This window comes from Arcticibacterium sp. SM2516 (assembly GCF_057914865.1).
Map to the genome: position 1 here is coordinate 4,565,530 of NZ_CP195290.1, position 16,490 is coordinate 4,582,019.

The 16,490-nt window shown below is 38.6% G+C and carries 16 protein-coding genes; 7 read left to right on the plus strand and 9 right to left on the minus strand.

The features are described 5' to 3' along the window. Positions 1 to 60: 60 nt before the first annotated feature. The 3 genes from ACSBFT_RS18885 (at position 61) to ACSBFT_RS18895 (ending at position 3,697) form a co-directional block, all read left to right on the plus strand. Positions 61 to 1,488, plus strand: a complete 1,428-nt coding sequence (locus ACSBFT_RS18885; protein WP_489602018.1) for an AAA family ATPase — start codon at positions 61 to 63, stop codon at positions 1,486 to 1,488. Positions 1,489 to 1,767: 279 nt separating this feature from the next. Beyond that, complete coding sequence (gene fbp / locus ACSBFT_RS18890; protein WP_489602019.1) at positions 1,768 to 2,775, plus strand: class 1 fructose-bisphosphatase; 1,008 nt, start codon at positions 1,768 to 1,770, stop codon at positions 2,773 to 2,775. Between the two features lie 289 nt (positions 2,776 to 3,064). Then, a complete protein-coding gene (locus ACSBFT_RS18895; RefSeq protein ID WP_489602020.1) occupies positions 3,065 to 3,697 on the plus strand; it encodes a hypothetical protein in 633 nt (210 codons plus the stop codon). A 7-nt stretch (positions 3,698 to 3,704) separates the two neighbouring features. Here ACSBFT_RS18895 and tyrS read toward each other — a convergent pair whose 3' ends face one another. The 4 genes from tyrS to ACSBFT_RS18915 form a co-directional block, all read right to left on the minus strand. Beyond that, the gene (tyrS, locus tag ACSBFT_RS18900) at positions 3,705 to 5,012 is read right to left on the minus strand and encodes a tyrosine--tRNA ligase (RefSeq protein WP_489602021.1); all 1,308 of its coding nucleotides are present in this window, start codon (positions 5,010 to 5,012) and stop codon (positions 3,705 to 3,707) included. 37 nt (positions 5,013 to 5,049) lie between these two features. Next, complete coding sequence (locus ACSBFT_RS18905) at positions 5,050 to 5,691, minus strand: outer membrane beta-barrel protein (RefSeq protein WP_463046425.1); 642 nt, start codon at positions 5,689 to 5,691, stop codon at positions 5,050 to 5,052. Between the two features lie 215 nt (positions 5,692 to 5,906). Next, positions 5,907 to 7,268 carry a hypothetical protein gene (locus ACSBFT_RS18910; protein WP_489602022.1) on the minus strand — a complete coding sequence of 454 codons (1,362 nt, stop codon included), beginning with the start codon at positions 7,266 to 7,268 and terminating at the stop codon, positions 5,907 to 5,909. Beyond that, on the minus strand, positions 7,261 to 7,929 hold the full coding sequence (locus ACSBFT_RS18915) for an RNA polymerase sigma factor (RefSeq protein WP_463046427.1): 669 nt from the start codon (positions 7,927 to 7,929) through the stop codon (positions 7,261 to 7,263). Before ACSBFT_RS18915 ends, ACSBFT_RS18910 begins: the two co-directional genes overlap by 8 nt. Positions 7,930 to 8,114: 185 nt before the next feature. On the opposite strand from ACSBFT_RS18915, the gene ACSBFT_RS18920 reads away from it, so the two are divergent. Next, positions 8,115 to 8,753: a PepSY-like domain-containing protein gene (locus tag ACSBFT_RS18920; protein WP_463046428.1), complete on the plus strand. Its 639-nt coding sequence runs from the start codon at positions 8,115 to 8,117 to the stop codon at positions 8,751 to 8,753. Positions 8,754 to 8,916: 163 nt separating this feature from the next. Here ACSBFT_RS18920 and ACSBFT_RS18925 read toward each other — a convergent pair whose 3' ends face one another. From ACSBFT_RS18925 to ACSBFT_RS18940, 4 genes are all read right to left on the minus strand, one after another. Further along, positions 8,917 to 10,626: a GMC oxidoreductase gene (locus tag ACSBFT_RS18925; RefSeq protein WP_463046430.1), complete on the minus strand. Its 1,710-nt coding sequence runs from the start codon at positions 10,624 to 10,626 to the stop codon at positions 8,917 to 8,919. Positions 10,627 to 10,639: 13 nt separating this feature from the next. Next, complete coding sequence (locus ACSBFT_RS18930) at positions 10,640 to 11,158, minus strand: gluconate 2-dehydrogenase subunit 3 family protein (RefSeq protein WP_463046431.1); 519 nt, start codon at positions 11,156 to 11,158, stop codon at positions 10,640 to 10,642. Between the two features lie 49 nt (positions 11,159 to 11,207). Then, complete coding sequence (locus tag ACSBFT_RS18935) at positions 11,208 to 12,059, minus strand: alpha/beta hydrolase (protein ID WP_463046432.1); 852 nt, start codon at positions 12,057 to 12,059, stop codon at positions 11,208 to 11,210. Positions 12,060 to 12,242: 183 nt separating this feature from the next. Further along, positions 12,243 to 13,127, minus strand: a complete 885-nt coding sequence (locus ACSBFT_RS18940; RefSeq protein ID WP_463046433.1) for a glycoside hydrolase family 16 protein — start codon at positions 13,125 to 13,127, stop codon at positions 12,243 to 12,245. A 446-nt stretch (positions 13,128 to 13,573) separates the two neighbouring features. Between ACSBFT_RS18940 and ACSBFT_RS18945 the strand changes: the two genes are divergently transcribed. From ACSBFT_RS18945 to ACSBFT_RS18955, 3 genes are read left to right on the plus strand one after another with little or no spacing between them, the layout of a single operon-like run. Next, a complete protein-coding gene (locus ACSBFT_RS18945) occupies positions 13,574 to 14,323 on the plus strand; it encodes a YHYH protein (protein ID WP_489602023.1) in 750 nt (249 codons plus the stop codon). Between the two features lie 2 nt (positions 14,324 to 14,325). Beyond that, complete coding sequence (locus ACSBFT_RS18950; protein ID WP_489602024.1) at positions 14,326 to 14,889, plus strand: toxin-antitoxin system YwqK family antitoxin; 564 nt, start codon at positions 14,326 to 14,328, stop codon at positions 14,887 to 14,889. Further along, on the plus strand, positions 14,870 to 15,541 hold the full coding sequence (locus tag ACSBFT_RS18955; protein ID WP_489602025.1) for an SCO family protein: 672 nt from the start codon (positions 14,870 to 14,872) through the stop codon (positions 15,539 to 15,541). The genes ACSBFT_RS18950 and ACSBFT_RS18955 overlap by 20 nt, the downstream gene beginning before the upstream one ends. On the opposite strand, the gene ACSBFT_RS18960 is transcribed toward ACSBFT_RS18955, so the two are convergent. Then, the gene (locus ACSBFT_RS18960; RefSeq protein WP_463046437.1) at positions 15,525 to 16,418 is read right to left on the minus strand and encodes a hypothetical protein; all 894 of its coding nucleotides are present in this window, start codon (positions 16,416 to 16,418) and stop codon (positions 15,525 to 15,527) included. The genes ACSBFT_RS18955 and ACSBFT_RS18960 overlap by 17 nt on opposite strands. Positions 16,419 to 16,490: the final 72 nt, after the last annotated feature.

Genomic DNA, 16,490 nt, shown 5'->3' on the forward strand with positions numbered 1-16,490 from the left:
GGATAGTTTTTTATTGCCAGCCAAAAGTGGTATAATTGTCATAGTTTTGGCTGCGAATAAATGGAAAACACGGAAATAGTAGGAAGAAAGATAGAGCAAAATTTGTTAAAGGAAATTTTAAAATCTCCTGAAGCTGAGCTTGTTGCAGTTTATGGTAGACGAAGGGTGGGAAAAACGTATCTTATCCGACAGTTTTACAAAAAGGAAATAGCGTTTGACTTTTCTGGGCAAATTAATGGTGCTGCGGAAGACCAGCTAGCAAATTTTAATCAAAAGCTAAGAGAGCGGTTAAAGCTGCATTATGCTTTAGTTCCTCCAAGCACTTGGCAAGAAGCATTTGTGCGTTTAAAAGAGTACTTAAGTCCATTGGTTAAGAAGAAAAAGACAGTTTTGTTTTTTGATGAATTTCCATGGATAGACTCTCATAAATCTGGTTTTCTATCGGCATTTGATTACTTCTGGAATGATTGGGCGTCACAGCAAAAAAACCTTAAAGTAATAATCTGCGGCTCAGCAGCCTCTTGGATGATACGAAAAGTAATCAGAAATAGAGGGGGCTTACATAACAGAGTTACCCGAAAAATAAGGTTGTTGCCATTTACCTTAAACGAAACCGAACAATATTTAAAATATAGGAAAGTAAAACTTGAGCAATACCAAATAGCTAAAATTTATATGGTGATGGGAGGTATTCCTCATTATTTAAAAGAAATAAAGCCAGGAGAGAGCTTTGAGCAAACGGTGGATAGATTATGTTTTTCTAAAGATGGTTTATTAAGAGACGAGTTTACGGAACTGTATGGTTCACTCTTTCATAAGTTTGAAAGTCATTTAGCGGTAGTGAAGGCACTTAGTGCTAAAAGGGAAGGGCTAAGTCGTTCCGAAATCATTGAAAAGAGTAAACTTTCGTCTGGAGGAACCACCACATTGGTACTACAGGAATTAGAAGAATCTGGCTTTATAATGGGGTATGTGCCTTTTGACAAAAACAAAAAGGAAGTAGTTTATAAACTTGCAGATGAGTTTACGGTGTTTTACTTCAAGTTTGTTGAAAAAAGCAGGGCATCAGGAGCAGGCTCATGGATAAAGTTTAGTTCAGGAGCTTCGTGGAAATCATGGAGCGGGTTTGCTTTTGAAGCCCTTTGTCATAAACACATTAATCAAATTAAGACAGCTCTGGGTATTGCCATGATTCATACAGAGGTATCTGCTTGGCGAGCAAAAAACGAAGCACAAATAGACTTATTGATAGATAGAGCCGACCATTGTATAAACCTATGCGAAATGAAATTCTATGATGGAGAATTTACAATTGATAAAAAGTATGCAGCTGAATTACAACGGAAATCACAAGTGTTCAAAGAGAGAACTAAAACTAAGAAGTCAATTTTTATAACTATGCTTACTGCATTTGGTGTTAAGGAAAATGAGTATAAACTGAGCCGTGTGCAGAATGAGGTAGTTTTAGAGGATTTATTTAAGGCTTAGTCATGGAATGTTAACCCATGAAGTACCAATTTTTAATTTTCAGTTAGATATCATACACACTAATATGTTAACCGTATTTAAAAATAAAACTACAATTCAAGATGTTCACGTATAAGCATTTCAAGAATTGCTTGTTATAAACAAATATAGTTTGTTAGGGAACCGTATTTGTCTGTTTATTAGGTGAGTATAGGAGGATAGTGCAGGATGGTGAGGGGCTATTTAGAGGATAGCTTTGAGAAATAATACCTAAATAACAAAACCAATTTAAAGCAGACCATGAATCTAAAGCACCAGACCTTAGGCGAATTCGTCATTGAAAACCAAACAGCCTTTCACAATTCCACAGGAGAATTTTCAAAGTTATTAAATGGCATAGGCCTAGCCACAAAACTGGTAAACCATGAAATTAATAAAGCAGGCTTGGTAGACATTCTTGGTGGTGTGGGAGATATTAATGTACAAGGGGAAGCACAGCAAAAACTCGATTTAGTAGCTAATGACATGTTTATAGATACCCTTACTAAAAGGGAGATTGTTTGTGGAATTGCTTCTGAAGAAGAGGAGAGCTTTATCAGCATAAATAGCCTAGACTTTCAAAATAAAAACAAGTATGTGTTGTTGATAGACCCACTGGATGGTTCAAGTAATATTGATGTCAACGTTTCTGTAGGTACTATTTTTTCTATTTACAAAAGAGTTACGCCAGAGGGCTCTCCTGTGCAGCTTGAAGATTTTCTGCAAAAGGGTAGTGAGCAGGTGGCGGCAGGTTATGTGATTTATGGCAGCTCTACTATGTTGGTTTTCTCTACAGGACATGGTGTTAATGGTTTTACTTTAAACCCTGCCATTGGTACCTTTTACCTCTCGCATCCAAATATACAACAGCCAGAAGACGGAAGTATCTATTCCGTTAATGATGGAAACAGAGACTTCTTTTCCGATGGTATGAAAAAATATATTCGTTACTGTCAGGCAGGAAATGACGATAAAGAACCTTATAAAGCCAGATATGTGGGTTCATTGGTGGCGGATTTTCACAGAAACTTGATCAAAGGAGGCATTTATATGTATCCATGCTCTGCCATGGATAGAAAAGGTAAATTAAGATTGCTTTACGAGTGCAACCCCATTGCCTTTTTGGCCAAACAGGCTGGTGGCGGAGAAAGCGACGGAAAGCAGTCTGTATTAGACATAAAACCTACCGAACTACATCAAAGAGTACCTTTCTTCACAGGAAGTATGAATATGGTGAAGAAGCTAGAGTCTTTTTTGGAGGGGGAGTGATCACCCCACCCTAACAATATGATTCTTCTTGCCTTTACCTATTAAAAGGTATTTGTCGTTTAGTAGAGCCAATTCCGAAACTGTTATCTTTTCGTCTTTTGATGGGTTAAGTGTGATTTAGGGCCAAATGAATACCAGACCGCAAAAATGACATTGTCCAAGCTGATTTTGAAGTTAAAATGGATAATGTTTTTTTTAGAACGAGGGGGGATTGAAAGGATGGAAACTCATAGGCTTTAGTCTTTCATATTACAATTATTCTATCGATTTTTAGGCACGTATACTAACTATGATACTATCAAACATGACTTTCAATACCCTTAAAAACCTCCTATTTTTTTCTTTTATTTATAGTCTCAACGTTTCAGCACAATTAGTAACTCCCGAATTTTATCTAAAATCTGATAATGGGAAAAAGGAATATAATTTAACAGGGAAGAAATTAACAGTAGAATTTTTTGGGGAAAATAAGAACCCAGATTTGTTAAATAAAACTTCAGTAGAGGGTGTAATTCTTAATAAGACGGAAATTTCAATATCCCTTGATCTTACTCATTCTCATGTCAGAATTTATGAGGGCGAGAAAGTATTAGAGCAATATCTTATCTACCGTAATGGGGAAGACAATATGATAAGGATGTCTGTACCACTTAATAAGATTGATTATGTTAGGATTCCATACCCCAAATTGGAGCCGGTTGACAAATTTGGGAGATTTCTTTTTTTCTCGGGCTTAATAGGGTTGGGGTCTTTTGGAGTAATTTCAGCAATTAAGAATGACAATGTCCCTAAGTATGCCGCAAAGGGTCTGGGCTATTCTTTAATTAGTATAGGGGTAGGTCTAAGTGTTGGCTCAATGGTTTTTGACGGCAAAAAAATCTCTTTCAAAAAAGGTGATTCATGGCGTATTATTCAGAGGTAAGTTTTAATCACCCCACCCTAACAATATGATTCTTCTTGCCTTTACCTATCAAAAGGTATTTGTCATTCAGTAAAGCCAATTCCGAAACTGCCAGTTTTTCGTCTTGCAGTTTTGTTTTATTGACGCTTACAGCGTTTCCTTTTAGAGCTCTTCTGGCTTCGCCTTTTGAGGCGTAAATGTCGCCATTGGTGGTCACAGAAATCAAGTCTAAAAGAGACTCACAGGCATCGTAATCAGCTTTTGAGATGTTGGTTTGCGGCACGCCGTCAAAAATACTGGTGAATGTCTTTTCGTCTAGTTCTTGCAGCATTTCTAGCGTAGCTTTTCCGTAAAGCACTTGAGAGGCTTTTACGGCTAAGTCATATTGCTCTTGGCCGTGTACTCTTACGGTTACATCTTTTGCTATAGCATGCTGCACCACTCTTAAGTGAGGAGCTTCTGCTTGTTCTGCTTCTAGTTTTTCTATTGCCTCTTGAGAAAGAAGCGTGAAAACACGAATAAGTTTCTTACAGTCTTCATCGGCCTGGTTAATCCAGAATTGGTAAAACTGGTATGGGGAAGTCAAATCAGCATCTAACCACACGTTTCCTGCTTCAGATTTACCAAACTTGGTGCCATCCGCCTTAGTTACTAAGGGCGTGGTTAATGCAAAAGCAGTATAATCAGCAGACTCTGCATCAGCGTCTGCATTTTCTTTTCTTCTGATTAGTTCTGTACCCGTAGTGATGTTTCCCCACTGGTCTGAACCGCCCATCTGAAGGCGAATGTTCTTGTTTTTGTACAAATGGTAGAAATCGTACCCTTGTAATAATTGATAAGTAAACTCGGTATAAGAAATACCCGTTGTCAATCTTGTTTTAACAGAGTCTTTACTCATCATGTAGTTCACAGAGACGTATTTTCCTACTTCTCTCAGGAAGTCGAGGAAACCAAACTCTTTAAACCAATCGTAATTATTGACCATTTCTGCAGCGTTTTCGCCGCAATCAAAATCTAAAAATCTTTCTAATTGAGCTTTAACACCAGCCTGGTTTTCTTTGAGTACGTTTTCATCTAAAAACTGTCTTTCGGCAGCTTTTCCTGATGGGTCGCCAACCATACCTGTGGCACCTCCTACCAAAGCGTAAGGCTTATGCCCAGCTCTCTGAAGGTGTACTAAAAGCATCACGGTGGCAAGGTTTCCTATATGAAGTGATTTTGCGGTAGGGTCAAAACCTATATAAGCGGAGGTCATTTCTTTTTGAAGTTGCTCTTCTGTACCTGGCATGGTTTGATTTAACATGCCTCTCCACTTTAATTCTTCTATAAAATTCATGATTGTAAATAGCTATGAGCTTGCCCAGGGGGGCAAATTATTTCTTCTTCTTATCGCCGTATTTTTTCCACCATTTGTAGTACTCAGAAAAGTTGTAGGTAATACCTAACTGTACGGTTCTATTTCTGAAAGATGTGCTGCTGTTCAAATCTGTTCCACTAGAAGTGACGTCATCTAGACCATGTACGTATCTGATATTCACACTAAACATAGAAAACATGTCTAAAAGGTCTATTCTTGTCCCTAAAACAAGAGCTTTGTCTGTCTTGGTGTCTGGGCCAAACTGCTGCACGCCGTCTTTTTTCCACCCTTGATTCAGAGCCCAGCTAAATTCTGGTCCTATCTCAAAAGTCAGACCTTTTAGTGGCTGGATTCCCAGTAGTATTGGCGTACTAAGGTATCTGTAGGTGTGTTTTTCGTCTGGTGAGCTTAAAGAAGAACCTTTGATTTGGAAAATAGCTTCTGGCTGTAGACTGAATTTTCCCATGTTAAGTCTAGCAAAAAGGCCAGCGTGATATTGCAACGAAAGCTTATTGCTGATATCGGTTTTATTGTTATATATTTTCAAGTTATTGGCCTGAACCCCTATTTTAGGGCCAAAAACAAAAGCACTGGTCTTCATCTGAGAGAAGGCCATTTGAGAAATTAACAGGCTTATAAAAAGTAATTTATATTTCATTCTTTTTTATTTCTATAACGAAACGGACAACCCGTTTTGTCTAAAGAGGGGCAAAAATACGGAAAGGGTATCTCAGGACAAAGGTTCCAGTGGGTTGTCTTGGTTAATTTTCCTTAACGCACAGACAAAAGGTGCTTTTGTTTTTCATTTATAACAACTAAAACACCCTTCAGAATGCTTGAAAAAAGAGGGGTATTTTAGTGAAAGGAATGATGTTATTTGCCAAATTCAAACTTTAAAGATGCATTAACGCCAAAGTTCTTGGAAGGCACAAAATAGTCGGCCCGTCTAAAAGCAAAATCAAAATATGGCGTTACCTGACCTACAAAACCTTTGTATTGATATTGTAAGCCCATTCCGTAAAATAAGTTATTAAAAGTTTTAGGTTTTGCTTTGGCTTCAAATCTGTTTCTGGTTTGAAATCCTAAGGGACCACTAAAATATCCAACGTCTTGGTATACAGAGAGGTCTAGTTTTGTTCCTGCGGAGATAAGGAAATTAAACCTACTCCAAGTATTGATATAATAATTAAAATAAAGGGGGAGTTTGACAAAAGATGTTTTGATAGAGATATCTTCAATATGCTCCGTCCTTTCGTCCACAAAGGGTTTGTACTCATTATCAAAGTCTTTTCCTGTCATTTTATTAAAATCTTTAGCAAAAGGGTGGGTGGTTTCAACCTGCCCAGAGAAAATAGCAGAGGCATTAAAGCTAAACTTATCCGTAATAAAAACTTCCGCAGCAGGGCCTGTGGATAAAACCTTTAGTCCTAAGTAATCTGTATTGATACCAAAACGCATTTTGGGCCAATTGACTTTCTTTTTAAGCTTTTCTGGTGTAGTTCTCTCTATTTGTGCAACTATTTCTGTTTCATCTTCTACAATGGACTTCATCGATTCATCGACGACATCTTTAGCTAAAGTAACCTCTTCGGAAACTTCCGTTTGGTTTTCTGGCAGTGAACCTATGTTTTGCTGAAGTATACCATCATCTGAAGACTTATCGAATGATGGTTCAGAAGGCGTATCAGAGCTCTTATTATCTGCTACTGCTAAAAACGCTTTTTGGCTTTCGCTTAAAGACGCATTTCCATGTAAAAGCTCGCTAGTCTTTTGAGCTAATTGTTCTTTTCTTAACACATCAATCTCAGATTGAAGATATGCGATGTCTTTAGATGCATCGGCATATCCTTTTTCTATTCCGGCTTGGAAAGATTTTTCTTCTGGAATGGCTACTCTTATGTATTTATTAACCTCTTGAGTGATATAAACGGTATCCGTTTGTGCCAGAGCGTTAGCATCGGCTGGAAGTATCTCGTTTTTAATCTCAATCTGATTTTTTAGCGTAGAAATCTCGTCATTCAGTAACTCGTTTTTTGTGTTAGTTAGATATATCGTAAAAAGTAAAGCGGAAGTGCTCAAGCCGCCAATTACCCATCCCAAGTTATTCGTAAATAGTTTGGTGTACCACGGGGCGGGCAGCAACTTGCTGAAGTTTTGCCACGCTCCTGAGTCATATTTGGGTATATGGTTAACGAGCTTTTCTCGTATTTTTTTATCAAAGTTTTCGTTAGACATTTTTGTAATGGTTTATGTCTGAAGTGTATTTTTTAACCAACTCTTGCATTTTTACACGTGCTTTAGAAAGATTGGATCTAGAGGTGCCTTCATTTATATTTAACATCTTGGCGATTTCTCCATGGCTGTAGCCCTCCACTATAAATAGGGAGAAAACGGCTTTGTACGATGGCGGAAGATGTTTCATCAAATCAAGAATCTCTTCTGCATTTAACCTTTCTAATAGATGATCTTCATAAGATAAGTAATGGAGCTCGTCGATGTCAACTAGGCCAACTTTTGAATGGTTTTTTCTATAATAGTCAATGCACGTTCTAACCATTACGGTTTTAAACCATGCTTCAAAAGACTGTTCTCTGTCGTATAAATCCAGTTTTGAGAAAATTTTCAAGAAACCATCATTCATCATTTCTTGAACTTCATCACTAGCTGAAGCATAACGCAAAGCAATGCTCTTAGCAAATCCATAGAATCGCTCGTAGAGCTGCTTCTGGGCAGAAGGCCTATTTCTAAGGCATCCATCCAAAATTTCATCCAAGCTTATATTTTTCTTCTTTCTCTGAAACACGAAAAAGGCTTTGAGTGAGTAAACTAAACTTTTTTTCCTACTTGTAATTACGAAGAACGGCATTAAAACCGTTGCCTCGTAAAAATATTTCATTTTAAGGCAACGGTTCAACAAACTCTTGTCGTATGATATTATGTAAACACGAACGGGATATTCTAAACTTTTTTCCTAAAAGACCTGGTCGTACTAACCTATAAAAGAGATAGATATGAATTGATATTTACATGTAAGCGGTGCTTGCCATTAATCTATTTTCAAACATTAAAATTTAAAAAAAGATGAGAAATTTAAAATTTGCTTGGGTATTTGTTATTGCTATAATGTCTGTTTTGACATCTTGTGATAAAAATGAAGTGGACGCATCTTCTGACATTGACGGCGTCTCTTCTGTGATGGATATGATGTTTTTAGCCACAGCCGAAGACTCAACAGGAGCCGTTATTGGCCACAAAGGAAAATGTAATGTAACAGAAGTAGCTGTAGAAGACCTTTCTGCTACCATTACTGATTACATCACCGCAAACTACGCAGGTGCTACTATTAACAGAGCAGGTACAAGGGATGAAAATGCCCAAACCTATGTGAAAATTACGCTAAGTGATGGTTCGCATGCAGGCTTGGTTTTTGACGCCGATGGCAATTTTGTGGAAGAGAGAACGCATGGTTCTAAAGGAACAAGTGTGGATGCGGCAGATTTGCCAGCAGCTATTACAGATTATATCGCAGCTAACTATGATGGAGCTACGGTTCATAAGGCCATTTTAAATTCAGATGGAAACTATGGTGTGTTGCTGATTTTGGTAGACGAAACTTACCAAGCAGTCGGATTTGATGCTGATGGTGTTTTTCTAGCGGAGTTTAGCATGAAAAACAAAGGCGGACAAAAACATGGTCCTGGTAAAAGGAAAGGTCACTAATTGAATTAGTGAGAGACAAATTGACGTTTAAAAAGTTATATATAGTTTAGCAAATGGCCTCGAGTTTTCGAGGCCTTTTTGTTTGCGAAGCGGTTTGATAGCCACTAAAAAAGCCCAAGTCAATTAAGACTTGGGCTTAGATTTAACAAGAGCGGTTTTCGTTTTACAAATTCCCCTTCTTCATTTCTTTCACTGCGTAATCTACCGCACGAGCCGTAAAGGCCATATAACTCAATGATGGATTCTGGGTAGAAGTAGAAGTCATCATAGCACCATCCGTTACAAATACGTTTTTACATTCATGCAGTTGATTGTATTTGTTTAACAATGATGTTTTAGGGTCTTTACCCATTCTTACACCACCCATTTCATGAATATCAAGTCCAGGAGCTTGTTTAGAGTCTGAGGTACGAATATTAGTGAAACCGGCTTTTTCAAACATGTCTACCGTGTTTTCCAAATAGTCTTTTACCATTTTCTCGTCATTGTCGTCATAATCTAGGTCAAAATGTATTAATGGGATACCCCAATCATCCGTTTTAGACTTATCAAGGGTAAGTTTACTAGACGCTTTCGGAATGGTTTCGCCCATCATATGTGAGCCTACGTGCCATGGCCCAGTTTGGCGATTCATTAAATTATCCTTTAAGTCGGCTCCTACGCCATCTCTTCCAAAACCTTCGCCTCTTCCTGTTGAGAATCCAGCAGCATAACCACGGATAAAGTCCGTTTCTTGCTCGTAAAGGTTTCTCCATCTTGGCATATAACTGCCACCTACTCTTCTTCCGGAGGTTGTTTTATCCGCGAAACCTTCATACGAACCACTTACACGAGCTCTATAATTATGAAATGCAATGTGTGTTCCCATGAGTTCATTATCGTTTCCTAAACCATTTGGGAATCTGCTAGAAGTACTGTTGAGCAGTAATGCCGTGGTATTCATGGCAGCGGCATTCACAAAAATGATGTCAGCGAAGAAATCAATTTCTTCTTTGCTAATTCTGTCAATGACTTTCACGCCAACAGCTTTGCCTTTTTTCTCATCATAGATGATAGACTGTACCACAGAGTCGGCTCTTAAAGTACAGTTGCCTGTATTTAAGGCCCAAGGAATGGTAGAAGCATTACTGCTGAAATACCCACCGTAAGGGCAACCTCTCTGACAAAGGTTACGGTGCATGCACTTGGCTCTGCCTTGCTGCGTATGAATGTCTTGTGGGTCTGTGATGTGTGCCTTGCGGGCTATGATAGCTCTACGGTTTTCGTAGTTTTTTTGAAGAAACTTATCAAAATATTCTTCCACACAGCTTTGCTCAAATGGCTTCATAAATTCACCATCAGGCAAACTTTCTAGGCCGTCTCTATTTCCAGTAATACCTGCAAATTTTTCAACATAGCTATACCAAGGTGCTAGTTCATCATAGGTTACTGGCCATTCTACCGCAAAACCGTCTCTAGCAGGTCCCTCAAAGTCAAGGTGACTCCATCGCTGAGTTTCACGAGCCCAAAGTAATGACTTACCACCAACTTGATAGCCACGAATCCAGTCGAAAGGCTTGTCTTGAACGTATGGATGTTCTTTGTCTTTCACGACAAAATGTTTCGCATCTTCATTGAAAATGTAACATTTAGAAGCGATTGGGTTTTCCTCTCTTTCCTTGAGCGGGAGCTTAAGTCCGTGCTCAAAATCCCACGGCATCATCATGGTGGTGGGATAATCTATAATATGTTTTACGTCTGGTCCACGCTCTAATATCAAGGTTTTTAAGCCTTTTTCTGCAAGTTCTTTTGCCGCCCAGCCGCCACTAATTCCAGAGCCTATGACAATGGCGTCATACTTTCTTTTCTTTGATGATTTATCTTTATTCGTCATTGTTTGTCTCTAATTATTGTTCAACATCCACACATCCAAAACCATATCCAGGGGCGTATTCATATCCAGCTTTTTCTGTCATATACCACTCAGAGCCGGTATAGCCTTGTATGCTGTAGTTTTTCAATGTTTTGAAAAAGCTGCTCAACTCTTTGTTCTCATTGACCTCTATCATACCTAAACATTCTGTTTTTTGATTGGCCGAAAGGCTAGAGAATGCTGAACCGTATTTCCTTTTTGCAAAAGCATCAACCGCTGGAATCTGAGCATAAAATGCTTTTTGGTCTTCTTCGGTATGCATGGTATCTACCATGGCTTTGACAAATTTTTCAACACCGAGTTCTATAGCACCTGGAGTATCTGTTTTAGGAATTAAAGTATCAATAATATTGGTAAGCAGGGCCTCATCTGAAGGGGCTAATACTCTACCTATAGGCAGGTCACTTTTAGACCAATTTTTTGCCCATGCGGGTATGGCAACCATTGCTGCTGTACCGAGGGTTAGGTTCTTTAATAAATCTCTTCTTTTCATATTTTATATATTAAGTCCCCTTTCACACGGGAGAGGGCGGAGGGTGAGGTTAGTTCTGATGAAAGGTATCTGAAATAAAGCCCAAAACTTCTGGTAATGCAGAACGCCAATAGGACCATCTGTGGCCACCATCTCTCACTCTGTATTCATGCGGGATTTCTTTCTTTCTCATTTCTATATGCATAAGGGCGTTTCCTTCGTAAAGGAAATCGTCATCACCACAGTCGATATACCATTTTACACTTTTTACTTTTTCTACATCTGCTTTCGCCAATAAGTTTAGGGCATTATAATTTTCAAAGTAGCTGTCTGCTTGGGCGGCGGTGGCATTTGGAAATTGTCTTTTAAACCTTTCGTTGTTTTGTTCTTTGGTCATAGGGCCAACATAGGCACTCAATGGGCAGGCCGAAGAAAACAATTCTGGATGACGCAGGGCATACATAAATGTGCCACCACCTCCCATAGAAAGCCCAGCCACGGCACGGAAACGTTTCTGTGACTTTATTCTGTACTTCTCCTCAACGTGAGGGATGAGTTCATTGATGAAAAAATCCTCATAATTATAATCAGGTACATTAAAATAACCCATCACCTTAGTGTCGGCATCTGGCATGATGATAATCATAGGTGTGGCTTTCCCTTCTTTTATGGCTTTGTCTGTGATATGTAAAACTTCACCAAACTGTACCCAGCCTGTATGGTTATCTGTGGCACCATGAAGTAAATAAAGTACAGGGTAAGAACGTTCAGAAGTTTCATATCCTGGGGGTAAATAGACGGCATAGTTACGTTCCATTTTCAGGATTTTGCTGTCCATTTTCATATTGTCCATCACTTTTCCGGTTTGAGCGGAAAGGAGAATAGGACATAATAGAGCGATGAGTACGAGTAGTTTTTTCATTAGAGGGTTGTAATGATGAAAGGTCTGCAGCTTTTTTATGTTTTCAAAAAACGCATCAGTTAGCTATCCAAATTTAGTAAGAAAACCATTGGTTTTGATAGCATGGCGAGCAATGTCGTCTTATGAGTGTATAAAGTGGATAAAATAGGATATAGTGTGAGTAGCTTGATGAAGATAGAAAGGCTAAATTTCATCAAGTCTTAGAACACCTCTCTGGCGGAGGTCTTGAATTAGGTCTGGCAACTTTTCATGGTTTATGAGGTGGTCTTTGGTGTAATATACCCAGTCCACCAGTTGCTCGTAGCTTCTTACAGAAGGACTCTCTATTAAGCCTCCTCCTAAAAACCATATATTGAAACTAATTCTCATTTCCTGTTCTGGATAAAACCTTTCGGTGTGGGTGGCTTTTAATTTGCCGTCAATGTAATACTTGATTTCATTATTAGTCACGGTTGCACTTATAATGTGCCATCCTTCAAAACTTTCGTTGATTTCATCAGATTGTGAGTCTTGAATCCAAGGCGACTCTTGGTAGGTTTCCCATGAGGTCATCCAGAAAGTAGCACCTTCTGTACCCCAACCACCATTTGGGAGGTATTCCGCAAAATCTAGTTCGCTATAATTTGGTGCTAAGGCGGAGTCTAGTCCTGAGATTGCAAAAAACGTTTGGTTTATTCTGTCTCCTTCTATATCGCCTGAGGCTGGTGAATCCGAAAAGTAAATTTTTGCCGCATAGGTGCCCTCCCAATAGGCGATTTTATGAGAGATTTCGGACTGGTAAGTTCCCTTTCCTTTTCCATTTGTGGAAGCGGTAAGCTTCATTAATTTATTGGTAGAAAGGGTTGGGTCAATGATAAAACTTACATTTTCTTTCAACCATGACCTTCCTGGTTCTCCTGGGCCACCATTTCCTGATCTAACCTCCCAGCCAAAGTTTTTAAGAGCTATGTCTGAACTGCTTTCGTAGTTGAAGTCGTCAAACATTATTTTGGCCTGTTGAGCAGTTATACCATCTTCTTCAGCACAGCCGAATAATAGAAGAATTAAAAACAATGAAAACTTTGGCAATGACTTTGAATTTAGGGTTGGTCAAATATAGGATACCTGAATTTAGGTAAGCAAAAATTTAGCCAACGATGGTTTTATTAAATATGTAGTTGTCATGATGTAAGCTCAAAATTGAATCAAGCTCAAAGCGAAAAGACCGCAATAGTGGTTTGGAGGCAAACCATTTAGTCGAAAATATTCTAACTACATTTTGGTAAAACATGGCTTTGATTCATTAAACCACCCTGGCTAAACTGCTAAATACAAACACCTTTTAGAGACTCCTTATATCATTCCAGAATATTTTATGAAAGAAATATTAGAAAGGCAAAGGTGTGTTGTTGTCTGAACATCAGTTGCTTATAATCTTTATTCTTCTGGGTTTTATTCTTTCGCAAGAATCTACCACAAGTTTTTTTAAGGAAAAGTCTCTAAGTAAGAAGAGAATAAAAAATTAATAAAGAGAAATGAGAAATTTTGTAATAACCACTGCTGTTGCCCTTTCGGGTTTGTTTATTTTTTCAGGCTGTGATAACGATAGCTCTGAAGATCCTATTGCAGACGTAACGAGCTCACTTAGTGCTGCTTTTGCCGAATTTGATGAAGACAATACCGACATTTATTTAGATGGCTCTAAGGTGGTTATTGAAACCAATGGCTTGCCAAATCATACATCGCCTTATTGGGGAGTAGGAAATGCTTTATATGTAGCTCCGCAAGATGGTTTTGTGGCTACCCCAAGTTTGCTTACAGGATATGATGGCTATGCGACACTCACTGTTTCTGCCAATCCAACTAAAGCTTCAAAAACAACCGCAACTAGCTTAGGAGCTATCGGAATTGCGATAAGTGGAGCGGCTATTTTTAACGACCAAGAAGGAAATGGGGCTTTAAGTCAGGCAGCTGTAAGTTTGGATTATTCTGGTGCTCATATTGGGCCAGCGGAATATCACTACCATACAGAGCCAGAAGCCTGGACGAAAGACGACGAAAAACTTGTAGGGATTATTGCTGACGGTTTCTTTATATACGGAAGAAAGTGTAATTCTACAGGCACTTACCCAACAGATTTAGATGCATCGGGTGGTCATACAAGCACTACGCAGCATTCTACAGAGGCTGTTTATCATTACCATATCGAAAACGAGCTTTATATCAACAAGTATTACATCATTTTCCCAGGAGCTTATCAGGGAACACCAAGTTCAATAAGATAATTATGTATTCAATATTTTCATTGTGGGTGCTTTTGGGATGCCAAAGTTTATCTTCCAGTATTTCAATTCCAAACATTGAAATTGATGAGAGTAAGTTGGTGCTGAACGCCAATACTGGTCAATGGTTATTAGACAGCAAAGCCTTTAGTGGTTTTGCTGTTAAGTACTTTCCAGACGGTACTGTTAGAGAGAGCAAATCATTTTACAAAGGGAAAAAGGAAGGCTTGGCACAAAAGTGGGATGGGGCAGGCACACTGAGATATGAGGCTAAATTCAGTTCAAACAAAAGGGAAGGAGTGTCAAAAACATGGTCTGCAGAAGGGGTTTTAGTTTCCGAGTCTAATTTCGTTAAGGGTGTGGTACACGGTGTTCAAAGGAAATGGTACCCAAGTGGTAAAATTTTTAAAAAGATGAATATTGTTAATGGAAAAGAGGAAGGCATGCAGCAAACGTGGTGGGAAAATGGGAAGCTTTATGTGAATTATGAAGCTAAAAACGGAAGGATTTTTGGGCTGAAACGCTCTGCTTTATGTTATGAATTACAAAATGAGATTGTTCAGAAGTAAATATATTATACTCACGTTTTTGGGCTTATGGTCTTTAAGTTCTTGTGAAAACAATGAGGAGCAAAATGAGAGCAGGGTAGAGGAGTTGCCATATTTTGATGAGGCTTCATTTACGCCCCAATGGATAAGTGTGGAAAGTGATTCACTTAATGGGTTTCATATTATTCCGGAATTTTCTTTAATAAATCAGGATGGAGATTCTGTTACACAAAGTTCTCTGGAAGGGAAGATTTATGTAGCTAACTTTTTCTTTACCACTTGCCCTGGTATTTGTCCGCAAATGAGCGATAATATGGGCATACTCCAAGACGAGTTTATGGATGACGATGAGGTTATGCTTATTTCTCATTCTGTTACTCCAGATAGAGATTCTGTGGAGAAATTGGCGGGTTACGCAAAAAAAAGAGGCATAAAAAGTAAAAAGTGGAATTTGCTTACGGGAGACCGGGCTCAAATCTATGCTTTAGGAAGAAATGCATATTTCATAGAAGAAAATATGGGCATTGAAAAAACAGTTGACGATTTCCTGCATACAGAAAACTTTGTACTTGTTGATCAAAATAAACACATAAGAGGAATCTATAATGGCTTAAATAAGACTTCTGTTAATCAGTTGATTGCTGATATTAAGACACTTAAATTGAAGGAATAACGGTGTCGCTATAGGTTACATTGATGCGGTAGTTTCTTATAATAAAATCGCATCCAGAAACTGCGGCAAAAGTAAATTCTAAATTACTTCCATTTATTCGATAAGAATATTCTCTGTTGTTATACCTATCGCCTGGCCCATACCATTCACTGCCAGCGTTTACCAAGACACTTACTGCCATTATTCTGCTAGCATTTATTCCGAGTGCTATACTGGTGGTTTGATTGTTGCTACAATTGCTCGAGCTCGTTCCTGTAACAAACTTGTTTTTAAAAACGCCTGAGTTTTCCCCAAGTTTAGTATACCCATTTACATCCAAATCGGCATCAGGGCTAGTCGTCTTAATGCCAACTCGGCCTTGACCAGTTGCGGTCATAACATTCCCATATCCACTATGAAAAAAGTTTAATTTATCGTCTTTCACTTCGTCGGCATTTCCAAAACCAGCGATATCCCAGTATCTTCCTTTTGGAGTAAGCGATGTGGTAAGGTCTCCTTTTGGACCAATTGTCGTGACAATTTTTGACTGCCTAAACCGAAGGCGAGCATAATCATCAGAATCGTTTTCATCTAATAAAAGCTGAGGACCTTGACCCACCCCATCATTACTGGAGTTAGAGTTGGTTCTAATATGTACTTTGGCGTGTGTTGGGAACCGCAAGGTGTTACCTGTATAGAAATTCGTGCTTACTCCAATATTGCCAAAATCTGGGCTAATAGTGATGACTGGTTGTTTATTTACTCCGAGTACCGTTGGTACCTCATTAGTACTTCCAAAGAACGATTGATTTCCGCCGTCTTTAGGTTCAATAACAATTTGAGCGTGAATAGGATTTACTAAAAGTATAAAGGTAAGAATACGGAGACTTGACTTCATATCTAATTTTTTTAGTCAAGTTATGTAGGTAGGAGCCTTATTATCAAATCAATCCGAAGGTTTTTATATTAC